This window comes from Rhodococcus sp. 105337 (assembly GCF_012844225.1).
Classification (GTDB): Bacteria; Actinomycetota; Actinomycetes; order Mycobacteriales; family Mycobacteriaceae; genus Rhodococcus.
This window is the reverse complement of sequence record NZ_JABAGQ010000004.1, coordinates 236136-253172: the sequence shown is the minus strand read 5'-3', so window position 1 is coordinate 253172 and position 17037 is coordinate 236136. Positions and strand designations below refer to the sequence as shown.

The following is a 17037-nucleotide window of genomic DNA, read 5'->3' as shown; positions in this document are numbered from 1 at the left end:
GTTCGCTCGTGTTCCGGCTCGGGAAACTGTCCCTCGTTCAAGTGACAGCGCGATGATCATCGGTGGGCTTAGTATCTTTAACAGATACAGTTGCAGTCGTTTGTGATCGAACCCTTGTTTCGATGACGTGGCACGACCGCGTTGCGACAGGAGGCGCCACATGGTGGTCCGACGAGTGTGGTCGGCCGGGCTCGCGGCTCTGTGCGTTGCCGCGTTCACGGCGGGAGTGGCGGGTGCGCAACCGCTCGTCGGGGTGACGGGGTCCTCATCCTCTGTGCCCGTGGTGCCGGGGCCGCCGGCGGTAACCCACGCGGAGGCTGCCGAATACGCGGAGAACAATCCCGGCGCGGTGCCGCCGCAGACGAACGACTTCTCGTGTGTGCTCTCGCCGGAGAACCCCCGGCCGGTGGTGCTTGCGCACGGGACCGACTCCAACAGCTACTCCGACTTCGCCGCACTCACACCCCTTCTCGCTGCATCCGGGCGGTGCGTCTTCGCGGTGAACTACGGTTTGGCGGCCGGGGCCGAGTCGTACGGCACGGGTGAGATCCGGGTGTCCGCAGCACAATTCGGCGAGTTCGTGGAGCGGGTCCGGGCCGAGACCGGAGCTACCGAAGTCGACGTCGTCGGGTATTCGCAAGGCGCGGTCGTCACCCGCTATTACATCAACAAACTCGGAGGCGCCCACGTGGTCGACCGCTGGGTCGGGGTGGCGTCTCCCAGCTACGGCGGCACCTTCTACGGTCTCGCGACCGCGATCGCCGCGTTACCCGGCGCAACCGACTTCCTCGAGGGCGAATTCTCGGTGGCGCTTGCGGAGCAACTCCAAGGTTCGGTACTGCTCACCGAATTGAACGCGCCGAGCGACACCGTTCCCGGCGTGCAGTACACCACCATCGGAACCCGATTCGACGAAGTGATCCAACCCGCCGACAACGTTGCGTTGCGCGGAGAAGGTGCGGTCAATCTCGTCGTCCAGGATCTGTGTCCACAGAATCGGACCGGCCACTTCAACATGGTCTACGACGAATTCACGTTGCAACTGATCCGGCATGCCCTCGATCCCGATCGAGTCGCACTGGGCACGTGCACCCGGGTTGCGCTGGGAACCGGAATCCCGGAGGTCGTCCGCCAGGCCAACTTCTGAGCGCACCGGTCACCGCGGAAACGGTCGGCATCGACCGGTCACCAGCGGTTGCGCACCTTTTCCGCGAAACCGAGGAGGTTCTCGATCTCGAGCCGGCTACCGTCGTCGAGGACGACGAAGCCGGTTTAGCGGCCGAACACCTGATGCTGGGTCGAACGGAGAACGAGAGCGTTCACGTCCGCGGCCCGATCGTGAATCGGCACGAACTCCATCTCGAAACGGTGGTCGTTGCTGGTGAATCGCCACGGCGCACCGTCGTACGTGCCGACCGGCAGGTGGAACTGCACGCGGTCGAGTTTGTGGGCCACACCGTCATGGAAGACCACGTTCTCGCTCGCCGCGCCGGTGTCCCCGAACCCGTAGCCGATGTTGAAGCCGAAGGGCAGTCCGTCGTGCAGGCCGGACGCCGAACCCCAGTACCAGGTGTTGTCGTAGGTCCAGACTCCCCGGCCCCAGTCGAATACGCCGAACGCTGTCGCGGGGTCGAACAGGTGCTCGCGGCCGTCGACCGTCACGCTGCCCCGGGCGGGCAGGCAGTTGATCTTCTGGTTGTAGTAGAAGGCCTTCGGGCTGGACGGGAACGGGGTGGCGATCACCATCCGGTCCATCGGCGGCTGAGTCAGCACCAGCTCACCCGACAGCCCGCGGCCTCCGCCGAACCCGGGATGGTCGACGATCAGCCGTCGTGCCTGTCCCTCGTTCCGATACTCGATGTGCACGTCGCCGCGGCGAACCACCACATCGCCCGAGTCGGCGCTCGCCGGCAAGCCCAGACGGCCGCGCGGAAAGGGGATCATCGTGTTCTCCGTGACGTCTGCCGGCCCGGCGAGGTCGAGCCAACTGACGCCGAGCAGACCCATGTAGCCGTTGTCGGCCACGGTCAGAGCGATGCCGTAGGGGCCGGAATCGCCGTCGGACAGGACGCAGTAGTAGTCCCATTCCTTGACGCGCAGACCGGACGCCGCGACCTTCCGGCGGTCGTACCGACGTTCCTCGCTCGCGCTCCATCCGGTCTCGATGAGCGTTCCGCCGTCGTCGAGGAGAGGGCCGGTGGTGAGGCGTCGTTGCTGCATACCCGGCGAGACTACTGGGCTGTGGTGGCGACACCGTGTCGGTGTGGGCGACCGACTCCCTAGAATGGGGGAGCCATCGTCGCCGAACCCTGGAGCAGTATTCGTGACACACCCGCCGGTTAGCTTCCGCATCGCAGTGCGCCCACCCGCACCGGCGGTGCTCTGACATGCGGGTGGTGTTCGCAGGTACTCCCGGCCCCGCAGTGCCGGCACTGCGGCGGCTCATCGCCTCGCCCCGCCACGAGGTCGTCGCGGTCGTGACGCGGCCCGACACCACCGCCGGTCGCGGCCGGAAGGCGGTCCGATCCGAAGTGGGGCAGGTCGCCGACGAACACGGTATCGAGGTGCTTGCTCCGCAGGCACCTCGCGACCCCGAATTCATCGCCCGTCTCACCGAACTCCAGCCCGATTGCTGCCCCGTCGTCGCATACGGAGCGTTGATCCCGCCCGCCGTGCTGGAGATCCCCCGGTACGGCTGGGTGAACCTGCACTTCTCTCTGCTCCCCGCATGGCGCGGAGCAGCACCGGTGCAAGCCGCGATCGCCGCGGGTGACGAGATCACCGGAGCCAGCACGTTCCGGCTCGAAGCCGGTCTCGACACGGGCCCGGTGTACGGCGTGGTGACCGAGATGATCCGGCCCACCGACACCGCCGGTGATCTGCTGGGTCGTCTCGCGGAGGCCGGTGCAACGCTGCTCGAATCGACGCTCGACGGTCTCGAGGACGGCATCCTCGTTCCGGCGCCGCAACCCGCCGAGGGTGTTTCCCACGCCCCGAAGGTCACCGTGGACGCCGCACGGGTCGACTGGACGCGGCCTGCGCACGTGGTCGACCGCCACGTCCGCGCGGTCACCCCGGCGCCGGGCGCGTGGACCATGATCGGCGACCTGCGAGTCAAGCTCGGGCCGGTGACCCCCGTCGACGAGACGCTCGACCCCGGCGAACTCGCGGTCCTCAAGAACGGCCTGCTCGTCGGGACAGGGTCCACCGCGGTGCGGCTCGGCACCGTTCAGCCCCCCGGCAAGAAACCGATGGCAGCAGCAGATTGGGCGCGCGGCGCCCGACTCGACTCGAAAGTACGTGCGCAATGAGTGAAGCTCGCAAACCGGCCCGGCGTTCAGGGCAGAAGCCGGGCGGACATACCGGGCGCAACACCGCCCCACGGCAGACTCGCCGTCCCACCCAGTCGGCGGTGGATCCGGCTCGCACCGCGGCGCGGGACGTACTGCGCGCGGTCCGCGAGCGCGATGCCTACGCCAATCTGGTGCTGCCGGCCCTCCTTCGCGAACGCAAACTGGACTCTCGTGACGCGGCGCTGGCCACCGAACTCACCTACGGGGCGGCACGCGCGCAGGGACTGCTCGACGCCGTCATCGCCGATGCCGCCAACCGTCCCGTCGACGAGATCGACGGCGCGCTGCTCGACGTGCTGCGGCTGGGCACCTATCAGTTGTTACGGACCAGGGTCGCCCCGCACGCCGCCGTGGCGACCAGCGTCGACCTCGTCCGCACCGAATTCGGTTCGGGCCGAGCAGGATTCGTCAATGCCGTGCTGAGGCGAGTGGGGGAACGAACCGAGGACGAGTGGATCGACCTGCTCGCACCCGACCCCGAGCGCGACCCGGTGGGGCACCTGGCGTTCCGGTACGCGCACCCGCTGTGGATCGCCCAGGCATTCGTGCATTCCCTCGGTGCCGACGCAGGGGAACTCGCCGACGTGCTCGCGGCCGACGACGCCCGTCCGATCGTGCATCTTGTCGCCCGGCCCGGTGTGATCACCGCTGAGGAGCTTGCACTCGTGACCGGCGGCGAGATCGGTCCGTGGTCGCCGTACGCGGTGCACATCGAACACGGCGATCCCGGTCGGCTCGAGCCGGTCCGCGAGGGCATGGCCGCGGTGCAGGACGAAGGCAGCCAGCTCGTCGCGCGAGCGCTCACGCTGGCTCCGCTGCTCGGCGAGGACACGGGGCGCTGGCTCGATCTGTGCGCCGGACCCGGTGGCAAGGCGGCACTGCTCGGCGCTCTCGCCGCGCTGGACGGATTCTCGGTGGATGCGGTCGAACCCGTCGAGCACCGTGCCGACCTGGTCCGCAAGACCGCGCGTGATCTCCCGGTGGTCGTGCATGTCGCGGACGGCCGCGACTCGGGTCTCGAGCCCGGGTACGACCGGATCCTGGTCGATGCACCCTGCACCGGACTCGGGTCGCTGCGCCGCCGGCCCGAGTCGCGCTGGCGCCGTAGGCCCGAAGATGTGGCCGACCTCGTCAAACTGCAGAAAGAGCTTCTCGGCGCGGCGATCGGTCTGCTGCGTCCCGGTGGCGTGGTGTTGTATTCCACCTGCTCGCCGCACGTCTCGGAGACCGTCGGGGTGGTGTCCGACGCGGTCCGCCGGTACGGGGTCGAACAACTCGACACGAGGGAACTCCTCCCGGGTGTGCCGAAACTCGGTGACGGACCGGGTGTGCAGTTGTGGACGCACCGGCACGGCACGGACGGGATGTTCATGGCGGCTCTGCGCAAACCGCGCGACTGAGACATCCCGACGGGACAACACGTACGAGGACTCTGCCGGACCCGTCGGGTGTCCTGTCGCACGGCTAGGGTTTCGGTATGCCCGATATCGTCACCCTGACCATGAATCCGGCCCTCGATGTCACCACCTTCGCCGAGGAAGTCGTACCCACCCGCAAGCTCCGGTGCGAGGAGCCGTTCTACGACGCGGGGGGTGGAGGCATCAACGTCGCCAAGGTCGCGCGTGTGCTCGGTGCGTCGGCGGGAGCGGTGTTCCCGGTAGGTGGCGCACGGGGCCGGCAGATGAGCGGGCTGCTCGACGACGACCACGTCGACGCGTATGTCGTGCCCATCGTCGACGACACCCGCGAATGCTTCACCGCGATCGACCGCAAGACCGGGCTCGAATACCGGTTCGTCACACCGGGGCCGGACCTGACTCGCGACGAACAGGAGCGTTGCCTGGCGGTGCTCACCGAAGCAGCCCGGGGCGCACAGTATCTCGTGGCCAGCGGCAGCTTCCCGCCCGGCGTCTCCGGGGCGTTCGTCCACCGGGTCGCGGAAGTCGCCCACGCCGCCGGGGCGCGCTTCGTGCTCGACTCGTCGGGAGAGGCTCTGGCGAGCATCGAGTCCGGGGTGTTCCTCGTCAAGCCGTCGCTGGGCGAACTGTGCGAGTGGGTCGGCCGTGACCTGCCCGGCACGGACGACCGGATCGAGGCCTCGCGCGAACTGGTCGAGCGCGGGGTCGCAGAGATTGTGGTGGTGTCGCTGGGCCCCGACGGCGCGATCATGGTCACCGCCGACGACGCCGTCGAGGTGCCCGCGCTGGAGGTGGAGGTACGGAGCGCCGTGGGTGCCGGTGACAGCATGGTCGCCGGACTCGTCGTCGGACTACTGCAGGAACGCACGCTGCGCGACGCTCTGGCGCTGGGTGTCGCGTGCGGCACCGCAGCGCTGTTGACCGCCGGAAGCCGCGTATGCCGTCGTGAGGACATCGATCGGTTCGACGCGGTCGCCCGGAGCACGTAGGCAAAGCGCCGTGGTACCCGGCTCGCTCGGTTAGCATGGGAGGATGGATCTTCGGCCGAAGTCCTCGCGCACCCGACATGCGGGAGAGCGGGAATGAGTAACGGGCGGCCAGCCTATCTGCAATGGGCCTCGATCGGACTGGTAGCGATCGGAGGCCTGTTCGGGGCCGGCAGCCGCGAAGGCGTTTCGCTGGCTATCCCGAAACTCGGCGAAGTCCCGATCGCGATCGCCGTCGTGAACATCGTCGGTGCATTTCTCCTCGGCTATCTGTACGAAGCCGTCACCCGGATCGACAGCGCGAAGCCCACGGGGAAGAATCTGAAGCTCCTTCTGGGAACCGGATTCTGCGGCGGTTTCACCACTTACAGTTCGCTTGCGACCGACACGGCGGTGCTCTTCCGGGACGGATACATCTGGCAGGGCGTGGTGTACGTGGTCGGGACACTGATCGTCGGTGCGTGCGCCACCTGGGCGGGAATTGCGGTTGCCAGTAGCGTCAACGCGCGCATGACGCCGCCCGCCGGGGGAGGGATGACATCGTGACGCCGCTCATCTTCATCACGCTGAGTATCGCGGGTGGGGTCGGAGCAGTCGTGCGCTTCGTCCTGGACGGTTTCATCCGTGCACACATGAAGACGAAGTTCGCGTGGGCGACGACCATCATCAACGTGTCGGGATCGCTCGTCCTGGGATTCCTCACGGGACTCACGGTCGAGCATCTCGTCTCCACCGACGCCAGCTATGTCATCGGAACCGGATTCCTCGGTGGATACACCACATTCAGTACGGCGAGTTACGAGACGGTGCAACTGATCAAGGAGCGCCGATACGGGGATTCGTTCATCAGCGGTGTGGTGATGCTGGTGCTGGCCCTCGCCGCCGCAGGAATCGGGTTGTGGATCGGCACGTCGATCTGAATCCGAGTTCGCCGGGGGAGCGCCCCGGTCCGTTGCTCCGGTTCACGTCCGTGCGGCCTCGCTGTGGGGACCGGGAAAATCCAGTCGGTGCTCGGCCTCGATGATCCGGACGGTGCCGGACTTGCTGCGCATCACGATCGATTGAGTGCCCGCGCGGTTTCCGCCGAAGTACCGCACTCCACGCAACAGCGGCCCGTCGGTGACTCCCGTGGCGGCGAAGAACACGTTCGCGCCGCCGACCAGGTCCGTCGTGTGGAGGACCCGATCGGTATCGTGCCCCGCGGCCCGAACCTGCCCGCGTTCGCCGGCGTCCCGGGGAGTCAGTTGCGCTTGAATCGTTCCTCCCAGGCACCGCACCGCCGCTGCCGCGAGGATGCCTTCCGGTGTGCCGCCTATGCCCATCGCCATATCGATACCGGAGGTCGGACGCGCAGCGGCAATGGCCGCGGCGACGTCCCCGTCCGGCAGCAACCGCACCCGCGCGCCGGCCCGGCGGATCCGGTCGACCAGTTCGGTGTGACGCGGCCGGTCGAGCACGGCCACGGTCAGGTCCGCGACCGACGTGCCGAGCGCGGCGGCGACGCGCGAGATGTTCTCGGAGACCGGAGCGGTGATGTCCACGGCGTCTGCCGCGTCCGGGCCCACGGCGATCTTGTTCATGTAGAACACCGACGAGGGGTCGAACATGGCCCCGCGCTCGGCTACCGCCACGACGCTCAGCGAATTCGGCGCGCCGGCGGCCATCAGGGTGGTGCCCTCGACCGGGTCGACCGCGAAATCGCACTCCGGTCCCGTGCCGTCGCCGACCAACTCGCCGTTGAACAGCATCGGTGCTTCGTCCTTCTCGCCTTCGCCGATCACGACGACGCCCCTCATGGTCACGGTCGACAACATGACGCGCATCGCGTCGACCGCCGCACCGTCCCCGCCTTCTTTGTCGCCGCGTCCGACCCACCGGCCGGATGCCAGTGCGCCGGCTTCCGTCACACGGACCAGTTCCAAGGCGAGATTGCGGTCCGGGAACAGGGGTCCCGCTTCTCCGGTGGCGCTCATGTCGTGGATGCTCCTCCGAACGCGGTTCGTTGCGCGTGCTGTCGTCAGGGACGCTCGGCAGAGGGAATGTAGTGCGCGATCACCAGGAACACCCACGTGGTGAGAATGTACGGCCACGTGTAGGTGGGAACCCCGAGGTCGTGCATCCACAGGGTGACGACTGCGGTGACGACGGTGCCGATCAGCGCGAGGACCCAGGAGACAACACTCTCCTTCAAGAAGGTCACGGAGAGCGCGATCGCGGTGAGCACACCGGAATACCCGCTCAGACCGTTTCCTGTCTCGGTGAGGCTCTCGCCCAGTGCGAGGGCACACAGCGTGCCGACGACACTACCGAGCAAACCCGCCAGACCGACCTTCCAATTCGCAATGAACAGGCCGATGAGGATGAGGGCACCGGCCCAGACATTGTCGACCAGAACCACTTCCGAGACGTTGGTCAGCAACGACCGGAAGAACGCCACCGTGGTCGAGTCGATGGTCATCGACGACGATTCGACCCACCAGCGTTCGAAACCGAAATGGATGATCGTCGCCACGATGCAGAACGGTGCCGTCGTCGACGGGAGTCCGTAGATCTTCAGCGGTGTCCGCATGAACAGTGCATTGACCAGCCACGTGACCGGTGCGGCAAGCGCCCCGCCGACGAGTGCGATGGGGTACGAGAACCACTGGCTGCCGAGGGTGGCAAAGGTCGCAGCGCCGACCAGGGCCCCGGAGAAACCTTGCATACCGAAGATCAGGTCGGACGCTTTCGTGCGGATGACCCACCCGGTAAAGGTTTGTGCCACACAGCCGATCGCCACCAGCACTGCCATCTGCCAGCTGGCGACGACGAAGGCCACCATGATGAGCAGCGAGGTGTAGATGTTCGCCTGGAAATAGATCTGTGACGGACCGTGGCCGAACCCCACCAGCCAGGAGCGCGGTGAGGCCATGGAATCCTGCGGTGCAGTTCCCGTAGTCATGTCCAGCTCCTTCGCCGTGCATCCGGTATGGATCGGTGACCGTCGAGCGCCCCTACATCTTGCGGATCGCCGGAGCGGCGAACCCCGTGAGTGCTTCGTGAGCCGCTCCCGCCGCCGCGTGAGTGGCGCGGGCCACCGTGACAGGATCGTTGGCGACCAAGCGCATCCAGACGCCGGCGTCGTTCGGCAGCGCACTCACACCGAACAAGCCGTCCGGCAGAGTGGCGGCCAGCGCGTCGTGGAGCAGATCCGCGAGCACGGCGACCGGCACCAGCGGAGTGAACACGTACAACATCGCGAGGATGTCGTGGTCGGCCAGGACGCCGAGACTCGGTGCTGCGGCGGAATCGTGATCCTCGCCGGGACACAGCCGGACCCGGTCGAGTGCCACGAGACGACCGCCGGGCCGCCGGACTTCGACGTCGGACGCGTAGACCTCGTACCTGTGGCGCTCGTCGCGGGCGAGCCGTCCGGCATACACGGTCTCCCCGAGAAGGAGCGTGGCCGATTCGTCGAGCGTCACCGAGGTGTGCTGGTAGAAGCGCGATCCGGCGAACGGAACCACGGGTTCGGGCAGGTACTCGGTGTACGCACCGGCCCCCACCGAGATGTTCGTGACGGACGACGCGTAGTCGTAGTCCATCCGATACACCCTGGTTTGCGCCTGCGTCGTCACATGTGCCGAGGTGCCTGTCCCGAATGTGAGATCGGTGCGCAACCGGTCCGCCTGGAGAATGCCGCCGCCCGAGGACATCACGTACGTGTACGGAACATCGGGGCGCAACGGATCGAAGTACAGCGGGCGCATGATCTGCAGCGGTGACTTCTGATAGTGCTGCACGAGTTCGGTGCGGTCCCGGTCCTGGTTGTGCTCGAAACCGAGTTGGAGGATACCGACCTTGCCCGGGCTCCCGACCGGGAGAGGCGAGTCACCACCCGCATACCGGAGTACCTCGGCCGGCACCCGGACGGGCTCGAAGTAGTCCGGCTGGAGCCGATATCCACCGGGGTGCACCGGGCGGACGGGTAATGGGCTCACGGGTGCCAAGCCCCGGGGCGCGTTCGGATCCGCCCCGGGATCGAGGTCCCTGCCCGTCGAGATGTCGGCCGTCATCAGACGAGTTCGGTCCGTGCGCCGTTCCACAACGACAAGATCTGGTCGAGGAGCACGTCCAGGCCTTCGCCGGTGAGCGAGTTGGTGAGGACGACGGGGGCGCCATCGCGTACCCGGATGGCGTCACTCTCCATCACGCCGAGATCCGTCCGGACATACTGTGCGATGTCGATCTTGTTGATCACCAGGATGTCGCTGTCGGTGATGCCCGGACCCCGCTTACGCGGCATCTTCTCGCCTTCCGCCGTGTCGAGGACGAACACGAAGACGTCGGCCAGCGAGGGCGAGAACGTGAGAGTGAGATTGTCCCCACCGGATTCGTAGATCAGCGTGTCGATATCCGGGAATCGCTGCAGCAATTCCTCTCCGACGGCGAGATTCATCGTCGGGTCGTCGCGCACGGCCGTGTGCGGGCACGCGCCGGTCTCGACGCCCACCACCCGTTCGGGGTCGAGCACCCCGTCGAGTTCGCGCCGGACGTGCTGCGCGTCCTCCTGGGTATAGATGTCGTTCGTGATGACACCCGGAGTGCGTCCGGCTGCGATGAGCAGGGGCACAAGCGCTTCGGTCAGTGCCGTCTTCCCCGATCCCACCGGTCCCCCGATACCGATCCTCAATGCGTTGTCACCCATAGTTTTCGTTCCCCTCGGATCTTCACGGGGCCGGCACGTCGGCCGGCCGCTCTTCGGTATGCGCGGTCAACTGGCGAACAGGCGCGCCTCGGCCCGTTCGTGCTGTGCGGACATGATGTCGGCCATCGGTGCGAAGCCTCCGAGATCGTGCACGTCACGTTCGGCGGCGTCGTGTGCCACCTGCTCGATCACCGGGCCGACGGCGTGCAGAATCACCTGCGCCTGCCGGTGATCGGCCAGCCGGAGGCGCAGCGCGGCGCCCACGAAACTCACCGCGAATGCGGAGAGATCGGAGGCCACCGCGATGCCCGTTCCGACGCCGGTCGCCGAGTAGATGAGAGCGGACACCACCGGCTGGCATCCCGGCGTGGCCCGCGCCTTCACTCGCCGTTGGTACTCGTCCAGCGCGTCGCTGCCGAGCACCACGTCGGCAAGGTCCGCGAGCTGGTGACCGCTGCGTACGGACGCCCGTCGCATCTCGGCATTCAACTTGGACGCGAACAGGCGGTGATCGATTTCCTCGACGAGCTCCCAGTCACCCGCCCCCGCCGCCCGATGTGCGGCGGCGAGGGCTGTCGCGTCCCCGGGCCCGACCGTGTGGACGAGCAACGAACACAACAGGTCCTGCACCTCACCGGGGTCGACGAGGCGGGCCTGACTGTAACCCTCCAGTCCGTGCGACATGGTGTAGAAGCCGCTCGGGAACGCCGAGTCCGAGAACTGCAGACTCGTCAGCAACTGGCGAATATCGGACGTCACCGTGTCACCTCAGGCCAGGAAGAACATCTGCGTGAGCGGGAGGGTCTGCGCAGGATCGATCGCCGCCGGTTTTCCGTCGTACGTGACGTCGTAGGTCTCGGGATCGACTTCGACGACCGGGGTGGCGGTGTTGCGCACCATGTGCTGCTTTCCGATGTTGCGGCACCTCTTCACCGGCAGCACCTGACTCTCCAGCCCCAGCTTTTCGGGCACACCGTTCGCGATCGCCGCCTTCGACATGAACGTGGCTCTCGTGGACTGCAATGCCCTGCCCTGCGCACCGAACATCGGGCGGTAGTACACCGGCTGCGGCGTGGGCAGCGACGCGTTCGGTTCACCCATCAGACCCCAGTTGATCAGGCCGCCTTTGACGATCACCTTGGGCTTGGCGGCGAACGACGTCGTCGGCCACAGCACGATGTCGGCCATCTTCCCTTCTTCGAGCGACCCGATGTAGTCCGAGACGCCCTGGGTGATCGCGGGGTTGATGGTGATTTTCGCCAGGTAGCGCAGCACGCGGAAGTTGTCGTTGTCCGGTGAGTCCTCCGGCAGCTTGCCGCGCTTGTCCTTGCAGTGGTGTGCGATCTGGAACGCACGCATGAAGGACTCGCCGATACGGCCCATGGCCTGTGAATCGGAGGACACCATCGAGATGATGCCTTCGTCGTGGAACACCGTTTCGGCGGAGATCGTCTCGGCACGCACGCGGGAGTCCGCAAATGCGACGTCTTCCGGGATGTCGTGCGACAGGTGGTGGCACACCATCACCATGTCGAGCAGTTCATCCACCGAATTGGCCGTGTAGGGGAGCGTCGGGTTGGTGGAGGACGGCAGCACGTTCGGGTGACCCGTGACCTTGATGAGGTCGGGTGCGTGTCCGCCGCCGGCGCCCTCGCTGTGGAACGTGTGGATCGTCCGGCCGTCGATCGCATCCAGAGTGTTCTCGACGAAGCCCGACTCGTTGAGGGTGTCGGTGTGTACGGAGATCTGGATGTCGTAGCGGTCGGCGACGTCGAGTGCGTTGCTGATCGCGGCGGGTGTGGCGCCGTAGTCCTCGTGCACCTTCAGACCTGCCGCGCCGGCTTCGATCTGCTCACAGAGCGCCTCCGGCAGGGATCCGTTCCCCTTTCCGAGGAAGCCCATGTTGACCGGCATGGCTTCGGCGGATTCGAGCATCCGGTGGAGGTTCCAGACGCCGGGGGTGGTGGTGACACCGTTGGTGCCGTCCGTCGGTCCGGTGCCGCCACCGAACAAGGTGGTGATTCCGTTCGCCAGGGCCGTCACCCCCTGTTGCGGGGAAATGTAGTGCACGTGGGAGTCGAAGCCGCCCGCCGTCGCGATGCAATGTTCACCGGCGAGGAGTTCGGTACCCGGCCCGACGACGAGTCGGGGATCGACGCCCTTCTGAAGATGCGGGTTGCCGGATTTGCCGACACCGGCGATCTTTCCGTCCCGTACTCCGATATCGCCCTTGAGGACGCCGAGCACCGGATCGAGGATGATCGCGTTCGTGATGACGAGGTCCAGCACTCCCTGGGCATCGGTTCCCTGGGGGTCGGCACCCATTCCGTCGCGCGCCGTCTTGCCGCCGCCGTAGACGATCTCGTCGCCGTAGTTGCCCTCGTTGAAGTCTTTTTCGATCTCGATGACGAGGTTCGTGTCGGCGAGGGTGACTCGGTCACCCGTCGTGGGTCCGAAGAGGTCCGTGTACTGCTTGCGCGAGATGATTGCCATTACTTTGCGCCCTTCTTCTTCTTCGAGGTGCTCGAGCTCTCTCGCGCCTTGGGTGTGCCGTCCTGGTACTCGAGTTCCTTCATGAGCGCCATGGCACGGATCTTTGTGCCCTCGGAGTCCAGACCGCCGTCGACGAGGTTGTTGAAGCCGATGACGTGGCGGTTGCCGGCGTACGCGACGAGGGTCACCTCACGGGTGTCGCCGGCCTCGACGCGCACCCCCAGCCCGGAAGGCAGATCCAGGTGCATTCCGTAGGCGAGTTCACGATCGAACAGCAGCGCCTTATTGACCTCGAAGAAATGGAAATGGGACCCGATCTGGATTGCACGATCTCCGGTGTTGCTCACCTGCAGGGTGACGCTGCGCCGCCCCGCGTTGATCTCGATGTCGGCTTCGCTGTGGTCGTATGTGGGCTTGGCTACCATGATGATTCCTTCCTCGCGGAGCGGTTGCGTGTTGCAGCGCGCCGTCGGGTCGATCTGCCGGTCAGTGTGAAGACGCGGTAGCGGGGTGTCGGTGGCTGTGTTCGGTGCCGGGATCGTCGCCGGGACGGCTCCGATCTGCGTGCTCGTGTCCGTGTCCGTGTCCGTGGCCGTGCGCGCTGTCCGGCGAGTCGTCGAAAGCGTGCGAATGGGCGTAGCCGTGGCCGTGGTCCGCCATCAGGCCGGACTCGACTCCGGTACGGCCGTGGGCGAGTTCGTGCACTGCGTCGCGGATGCGCGCATCGATGATGCGGATCGCTGCCTGTTCGCTCATCAACGGTCCGTAGAACTCACAGCCGGTAAACCTGCTGTCGTCCAAAGGAACAGGGGACTCCCGGCGAAAGCCTGCCGGAACGACTACGGCGTGCGGGTTGCCGAGCCGTCGCAGCCGTTGCAGAACGTCGACAAGATCGTCGTCGGTGTGTGTCGTGGCAACCTCCACTACGTTGCCTGCTCCGTGGGTGCGCACGAGGTGCGCGACGCGGTGCAGTTCCGCCTCGTCGAAAGGGTCGGAGGAAGGGGCCTGGATCACCATCGCGGCGTCGGACGAGCGGCTCCGAATACCCGTGGCCGCCAGGCGCAGCCACGAGATCAGATGGTCGGGGCTGCCGAACGGCGCCGCCAGCGCGAGACGTTCCGGCGCACTCGCTGCCAGCCACCGCACCGTCTTGGCGGTGTCGGCCACCAAGGTCGGATTACGCCCCATCGTCATGGGAACGACCACGATCGGGCCGTCTCCGGACGCCAGATGGCGGGTGAGCAGATTGTGGAGCGGCCGGCCGATCGGGGTGACGAACCACCGGTTGCGAGCCTGTTCGAGGTATCGCACGTCCGCGCCCTCGGCGCTTTCGTGGCCCGCGACCAGAATCGTGGTGGCGTCTTTCCCGGCGGGTTCGGCCACGTCAGTTCCCGATCGGGTCGTGGCAGGAGACCAGCTTGCTCCCATCGACGAACGTCGCTTCGACCTGCAGGAGCGGCAGGCGTTCCCGCACGCCTCCCATGCAGTCCTTCTCCGCGACGATCGTTCTTCCCAGCTCCATCACTTCCGCAACGGAGCGTCCGTCGCGAGCGCCTTCCAGGATCGCCTCGCTGATGAGCGCGGTTGCCTCGCTGGCGTTGAGCTTCGTGCCCCGTTCGCGTCGTCGGCGTGCAAGTTCTGCAACCTGGTACACGTAAAGCTTTTCGATTTCTCGTGGAGTCAAATCCATTTCTGCTCCCGCAATGCCGTAGGTTCCGATTCGATGAGCATCTCCCGGCGACGAGCCGGAGCTCGCTGTCTCGGACGATACGCCGGATCCGCAATGAAGTTCGGCCTTTGGTTTTTTCATCGGACGCGGGCAGCGCCGACGCCGAGACCGATAAGCGCGGCAACACCCGGCGAACCTCCAGATATAGGAACAGCGGTCGTTGTCGTCGTCCGTGAATTGAATATCTATTCATATGTGCAGTCGTTCAGCCTGCATACGTGGCGCCCGACGCTGTAGTGACGTGCGTCTGCTGCTCCGACCCTCCACCGGGGAACGAAAGGCTTCGTGTGCCGGATCCGTGGAAGACTGCATTTCGGCCGATCCGAAGAATGGTCGACTCGGTGGTGCGAATCGGCTGCACAATTTCCGGACGGAACAAAAGCCCGAAACGGACGGATCGCAATTCTTTGTCGTGCGTTCAGTTTCGGAGTCGAGCGAGAGTCGGTGAATTGCGCGTGGACCGCCGGCGGTCGGGTCGCCGTATCGGGTAACGGCAAGCCCGGACATATTTCTCGAGGTCCAGAATTGCGGCCGACCGGATTTCCGTACCAGCGTCGTGGTTCTTCGACGGCGGACACATCATCGCCGAATCCGGTCGTGACATCGATAAGGCGTGCGGCGCACAGTCGCCGCACGCCCCTCCACCGCTCGGGTGTGCTATCCGCTCTCGACCGGCACGACGGTCATTTCGACGAGGTCGTCGCCCAACGCCGACAGGGCGCTTCGCACGCTGGTCAGCGACTCCGCAGGGGTCAGGATTTCCGCGCGGACCCGTGGGGTGACATCCATGGTTCGTTTCTGTCCTCGGACCATCTGGTCGACCGACGAAGCCGTCGTGACGAATACCTCGGACAACATCGCGCGGCGGGCACCTGCGGCGAGCACTTCCCGTTCCACGCCCGCGGCCCCGCCCGAGTCGAGAACGGCGGTGACCAGGTACAGCGTGTTCCCGGGCTCCAACGGCTTCGGAGCCGCGGAAACCGTTGCCCCGTCGGCCGTGGGATCGGGGGGAGTGGGACCCTCGTGGTACGCGCTCATCCCTTGCTGGCTGAGGTCGAGGTGTTCTTCTTCCTCGGCACTGACGCGCAGTCCGATCGTCTTGTCGATCGCGAAGGCGATCACCAGCGTGAGCACCAACGCGTAGGCGATCACCGAGGCCAGTGCGACGACTTGATATCCGAGCAGCGTCAATCCGCCACCGTGGAACAGACCGTCTCGGCCGATCGCGTTGATGGCTTCTTCCCCGAAGAGCCCGACGCACAGGGTGCCGAACACGCCGCCGATGAAGTGGACCGCCAGCACGTCGAGCGCATCGTCCACGCGCAGAAGCCGTTTCAGGCCGAGGGCCAGGTAGCAGACAACTCCGGCGAGGGCGCCGATGACTACCGCGGCCCAGCTGCTGACATAACCTGCGGCGGGGGTGATGGTCGCCAATCCGGCGACCGCGCCGGTCACGGCTCCGAGCACGGTCGAATGGCCTTCCCGGTACCGCTCGAACACCAGCCAGACAAGCATCGCAGTGGCACCCGCCAACTGGGTGTTGACCAACGCCTGCGCGGCAACTCCGTTGGCCTGCAGTCCGTCACCGGCGTTGAAACCGAACCAGCCGAACCAGAGTATTCCCGCTCCCACGATCACCAACGGGACCGAGTGCGGCAGTGGTGCCCGGTTGGGCCGCACCTTGCGCCGCCCGAGGACGATCAACAGACCGAGTGCGGCAGCCCCCGCCGACGCGTGGACAACCATTCCACCTGCCCAGTCCTGCGCTCCCATCTTGGTCAACCATCCCGTGGGGGCCCACAACCAGTGCGCGACGGGTGCGTACACGATCACCGACCAGATGGCGATGAACACTGCCCACCCGAAGGCCTTGAGGCGATTGGCCACTGCGCCGGTGGCCAGCGCCGGGGTGATGATCGCGAACATCAACTGATACGCGAAGAACGCCAGCGTCGGGATCGCCACGGTTTCGGTCACCACGTGGAGGTCCGGCTTGGGGGCGTCGTCGATGTTGGTGAGTGCGACGAATCCGAGATCGGCGACGATCCCGTTACCTCGGTCGTTACCGAACGCGATGCTGTACCCGAAGGCGAACCAGGTGAGCGAGATGATGCCGAGCCCGATCAGATTCTGCTGCAACATCACGAGGGTGTTGCGCTTGCTCACCATGCCGGCATAGAAGAACGCCAGGCCCGGTGTCATGAACAGCACAAGGGCTGCGCACACCAGCACCCACGCGGTGTCACCGGTGTTGATCACGTCTTGGGACAAGGTCGTAGAGGTCATCGACGGGCCTGCGCTTTCGGGCGAGGTGTGTGATCAATCGCGAACGGCTCTGCTGAACAAGGCATTTCGGACTTCTGTCGACCTG

The 17037-nt window shown here is 66.1% G+C and carries 16 protein-coding genes and 1 pseudogene; 6 read left to right on the top strand and 11 right to left on the bottom strand.

Going from position 1 to position 17037, the window contains the following annotated elements:
* Positions 1–160: 160 nt before the first annotated feature.
* Positions 161–1147 (top strand): alpha/beta fold hydrolase, encoded by a 987-nt coding sequence (locus tag HF886_RS09490; RefSeq protein ID WP_169621825.1) that lies wholly within the window; start codon positions 161–163, stop codon positions 1145–1147.
* Positions 1148–1185: 38 nt separating this feature from the next.
* On the opposite strand, the pseudogene HF886_RS09485 reads toward HF886_RS09490, so the two are convergent.
* A pseudogene (locus tag HF886_RS09485) lies at positions 1186–2220 on the bottom strand (DUF2804 domain-containing protein).
* A gap of 167 nt (positions 2221–2387) precedes the next feature.
* Here HF886_RS09485 and fmt point away from each other — a divergent pair.
* The 5 genes from fmt (at position 2388) to crcB (ending at position 6677) form a co-directional block, all read left to right on the top strand.
* Entirely contained in the window at positions 2388–3311 is a 924-nt protein-coding gene (gene fmt, locus HF886_RS09480; RefSeq protein ID WP_169621827.1) for a methionyl-tRNA formyltransferase, read from the top strand.
* Entirely contained in the window at positions 3308–4753 is a 1446-nt protein-coding gene (locus tag HF886_RS09475) for a transcription antitermination factor NusB (protein ID WP_169652150.1), read from the top strand. Before fmt ends, HF886_RS09475 begins: the two co-directional genes overlap by 4 nt.
* A 77-nt stretch (positions 4754–4830) precedes the next feature.
* Entirely contained in the window at positions 4831–5760 is a 930-nt protein-coding gene (locus HF886_RS09470) for a 1-phosphofructokinase family hexose kinase (RefSeq protein ID WP_169621830.1), read from the top strand.
* A 93-nt stretch (positions 5761–5853) separates the two neighbouring features.
* The gene (locus HF886_RS09465; RefSeq protein WP_169652149.1) at positions 5854–6303 is read left to right on the top strand and encodes a CrcB family protein; all 450 of its coding nucleotides are present in this window, start codon (positions 5854–5856) and stop codon (positions 6301–6303) included.
* Positions 6300–6677, top strand: a complete 378-nt coding sequence (gene crcB, locus HF886_RS09460; RefSeq protein WP_169621833.1) for a fluoride efflux transporter CrcB — start codon at positions 6300–6302, stop codon at positions 6675–6677. Before HF886_RS09465 ends, crcB begins: the two co-directional genes overlap by 4 nt.
* 42 nt (positions 6678–6719) lie before the next feature.
* Here the strand turns inward: crcB and glpX are convergent, their stop codons facing one another.
* From glpX to HF886_RS09410, 10 genes are all read right to left on the bottom strand, one after another.
* On the bottom strand, positions 6720–7730 hold the full coding sequence (gene glpX, locus HF886_RS09455) for a class II fructose-bisphosphatase (protein WP_169652148.1): 1011 nt from the start codon (positions 7728–7730) through the stop codon (positions 6720–6722).
* Positions 7731–7774: 44 nt separating this feature from the next.
* Positions 7775–8698: an urea transporter gene (locus tag HF886_RS09450; RefSeq protein ID WP_169652147.1), complete on the bottom strand. Its 924-nt coding sequence runs from the start codon at positions 8696–8698 to the stop codon at positions 7775–7777.
* 52 nt (positions 8699–8750) lie between these two features.
* Entirely contained in the window at positions 8751–9812 is a 1062-nt protein-coding gene (locus HF886_RS09445) for an urease accessory protein UreD (RefSeq protein ID WP_169652146.1), read from the bottom strand.
* The gene (gene ureG, locus HF886_RS09440) at positions 9812–10444 is read right to left on the bottom strand and encodes an urease accessory protein UreG (protein WP_169621839.1); all 633 of its coding nucleotides are present in this window, start codon (positions 10442–10444) and stop codon (positions 9812–9814) included. The genes HF886_RS09445 and ureG overlap by 1 nt, the downstream gene beginning before the upstream one ends.
* Before the next feature lie 66 nt (positions 10445–10510).
* Positions 10511–11203 (bottom strand): urease accessory UreF family protein, encoded by a 693-nt coding sequence (locus tag HF886_RS09435; protein ID WP_346765165.1) that lies wholly within the window; start codon positions 11201–11203, stop codon positions 10511–10513.
* A gap of 9 nt (positions 11204–11212) precedes the next feature.
* Complete coding sequence (gene ureC / locus HF886_RS09430; RefSeq protein WP_169621841.1) at positions 11213–12937, bottom strand: urease subunit alpha; 1725 nt, start codon at positions 12935–12937, stop codon at positions 11213–11215.
* Positions 12937–13362, bottom strand: a complete 426-nt coding sequence (gene ureB / locus HF886_RS09425) for an urease subunit beta (RefSeq protein ID WP_169621843.1) — start codon at positions 13360–13362, stop codon at positions 12937–12939. Before ureB ends, ureC begins: the two co-directional genes overlap by 1 nt.
* Positions 13363–13423: 61 nt before the next feature.
* A complete protein-coding gene (locus HF886_RS09420) occupies positions 13424–14320 on the bottom strand; it encodes a hypothetical protein (protein ID WP_169652145.1) in 897 nt (298 codons plus the stop codon).
* A 1-nt stretch (position 14321) separates the two neighbouring features.
* Positions 14322–14627 (bottom strand): urease subunit gamma, encoded by a 306-nt coding sequence (locus HF886_RS09415; protein WP_169621845.1) that lies wholly within the window; start codon positions 14625–14627, stop codon positions 14322–14324.
* Positions 14628–15323: 696 nt separating this feature from the next.
* Positions 15324–16952 (bottom strand): ammonium transporter, encoded by a 1629-nt coding sequence (locus HF886_RS09410; RefSeq protein ID WP_169652144.1) that lies wholly within the window; start codon positions 16950–16952, stop codon positions 15324–15326.
* Between the last annotated feature and the right edge of the window lie 85 nt (positions 16953–17037).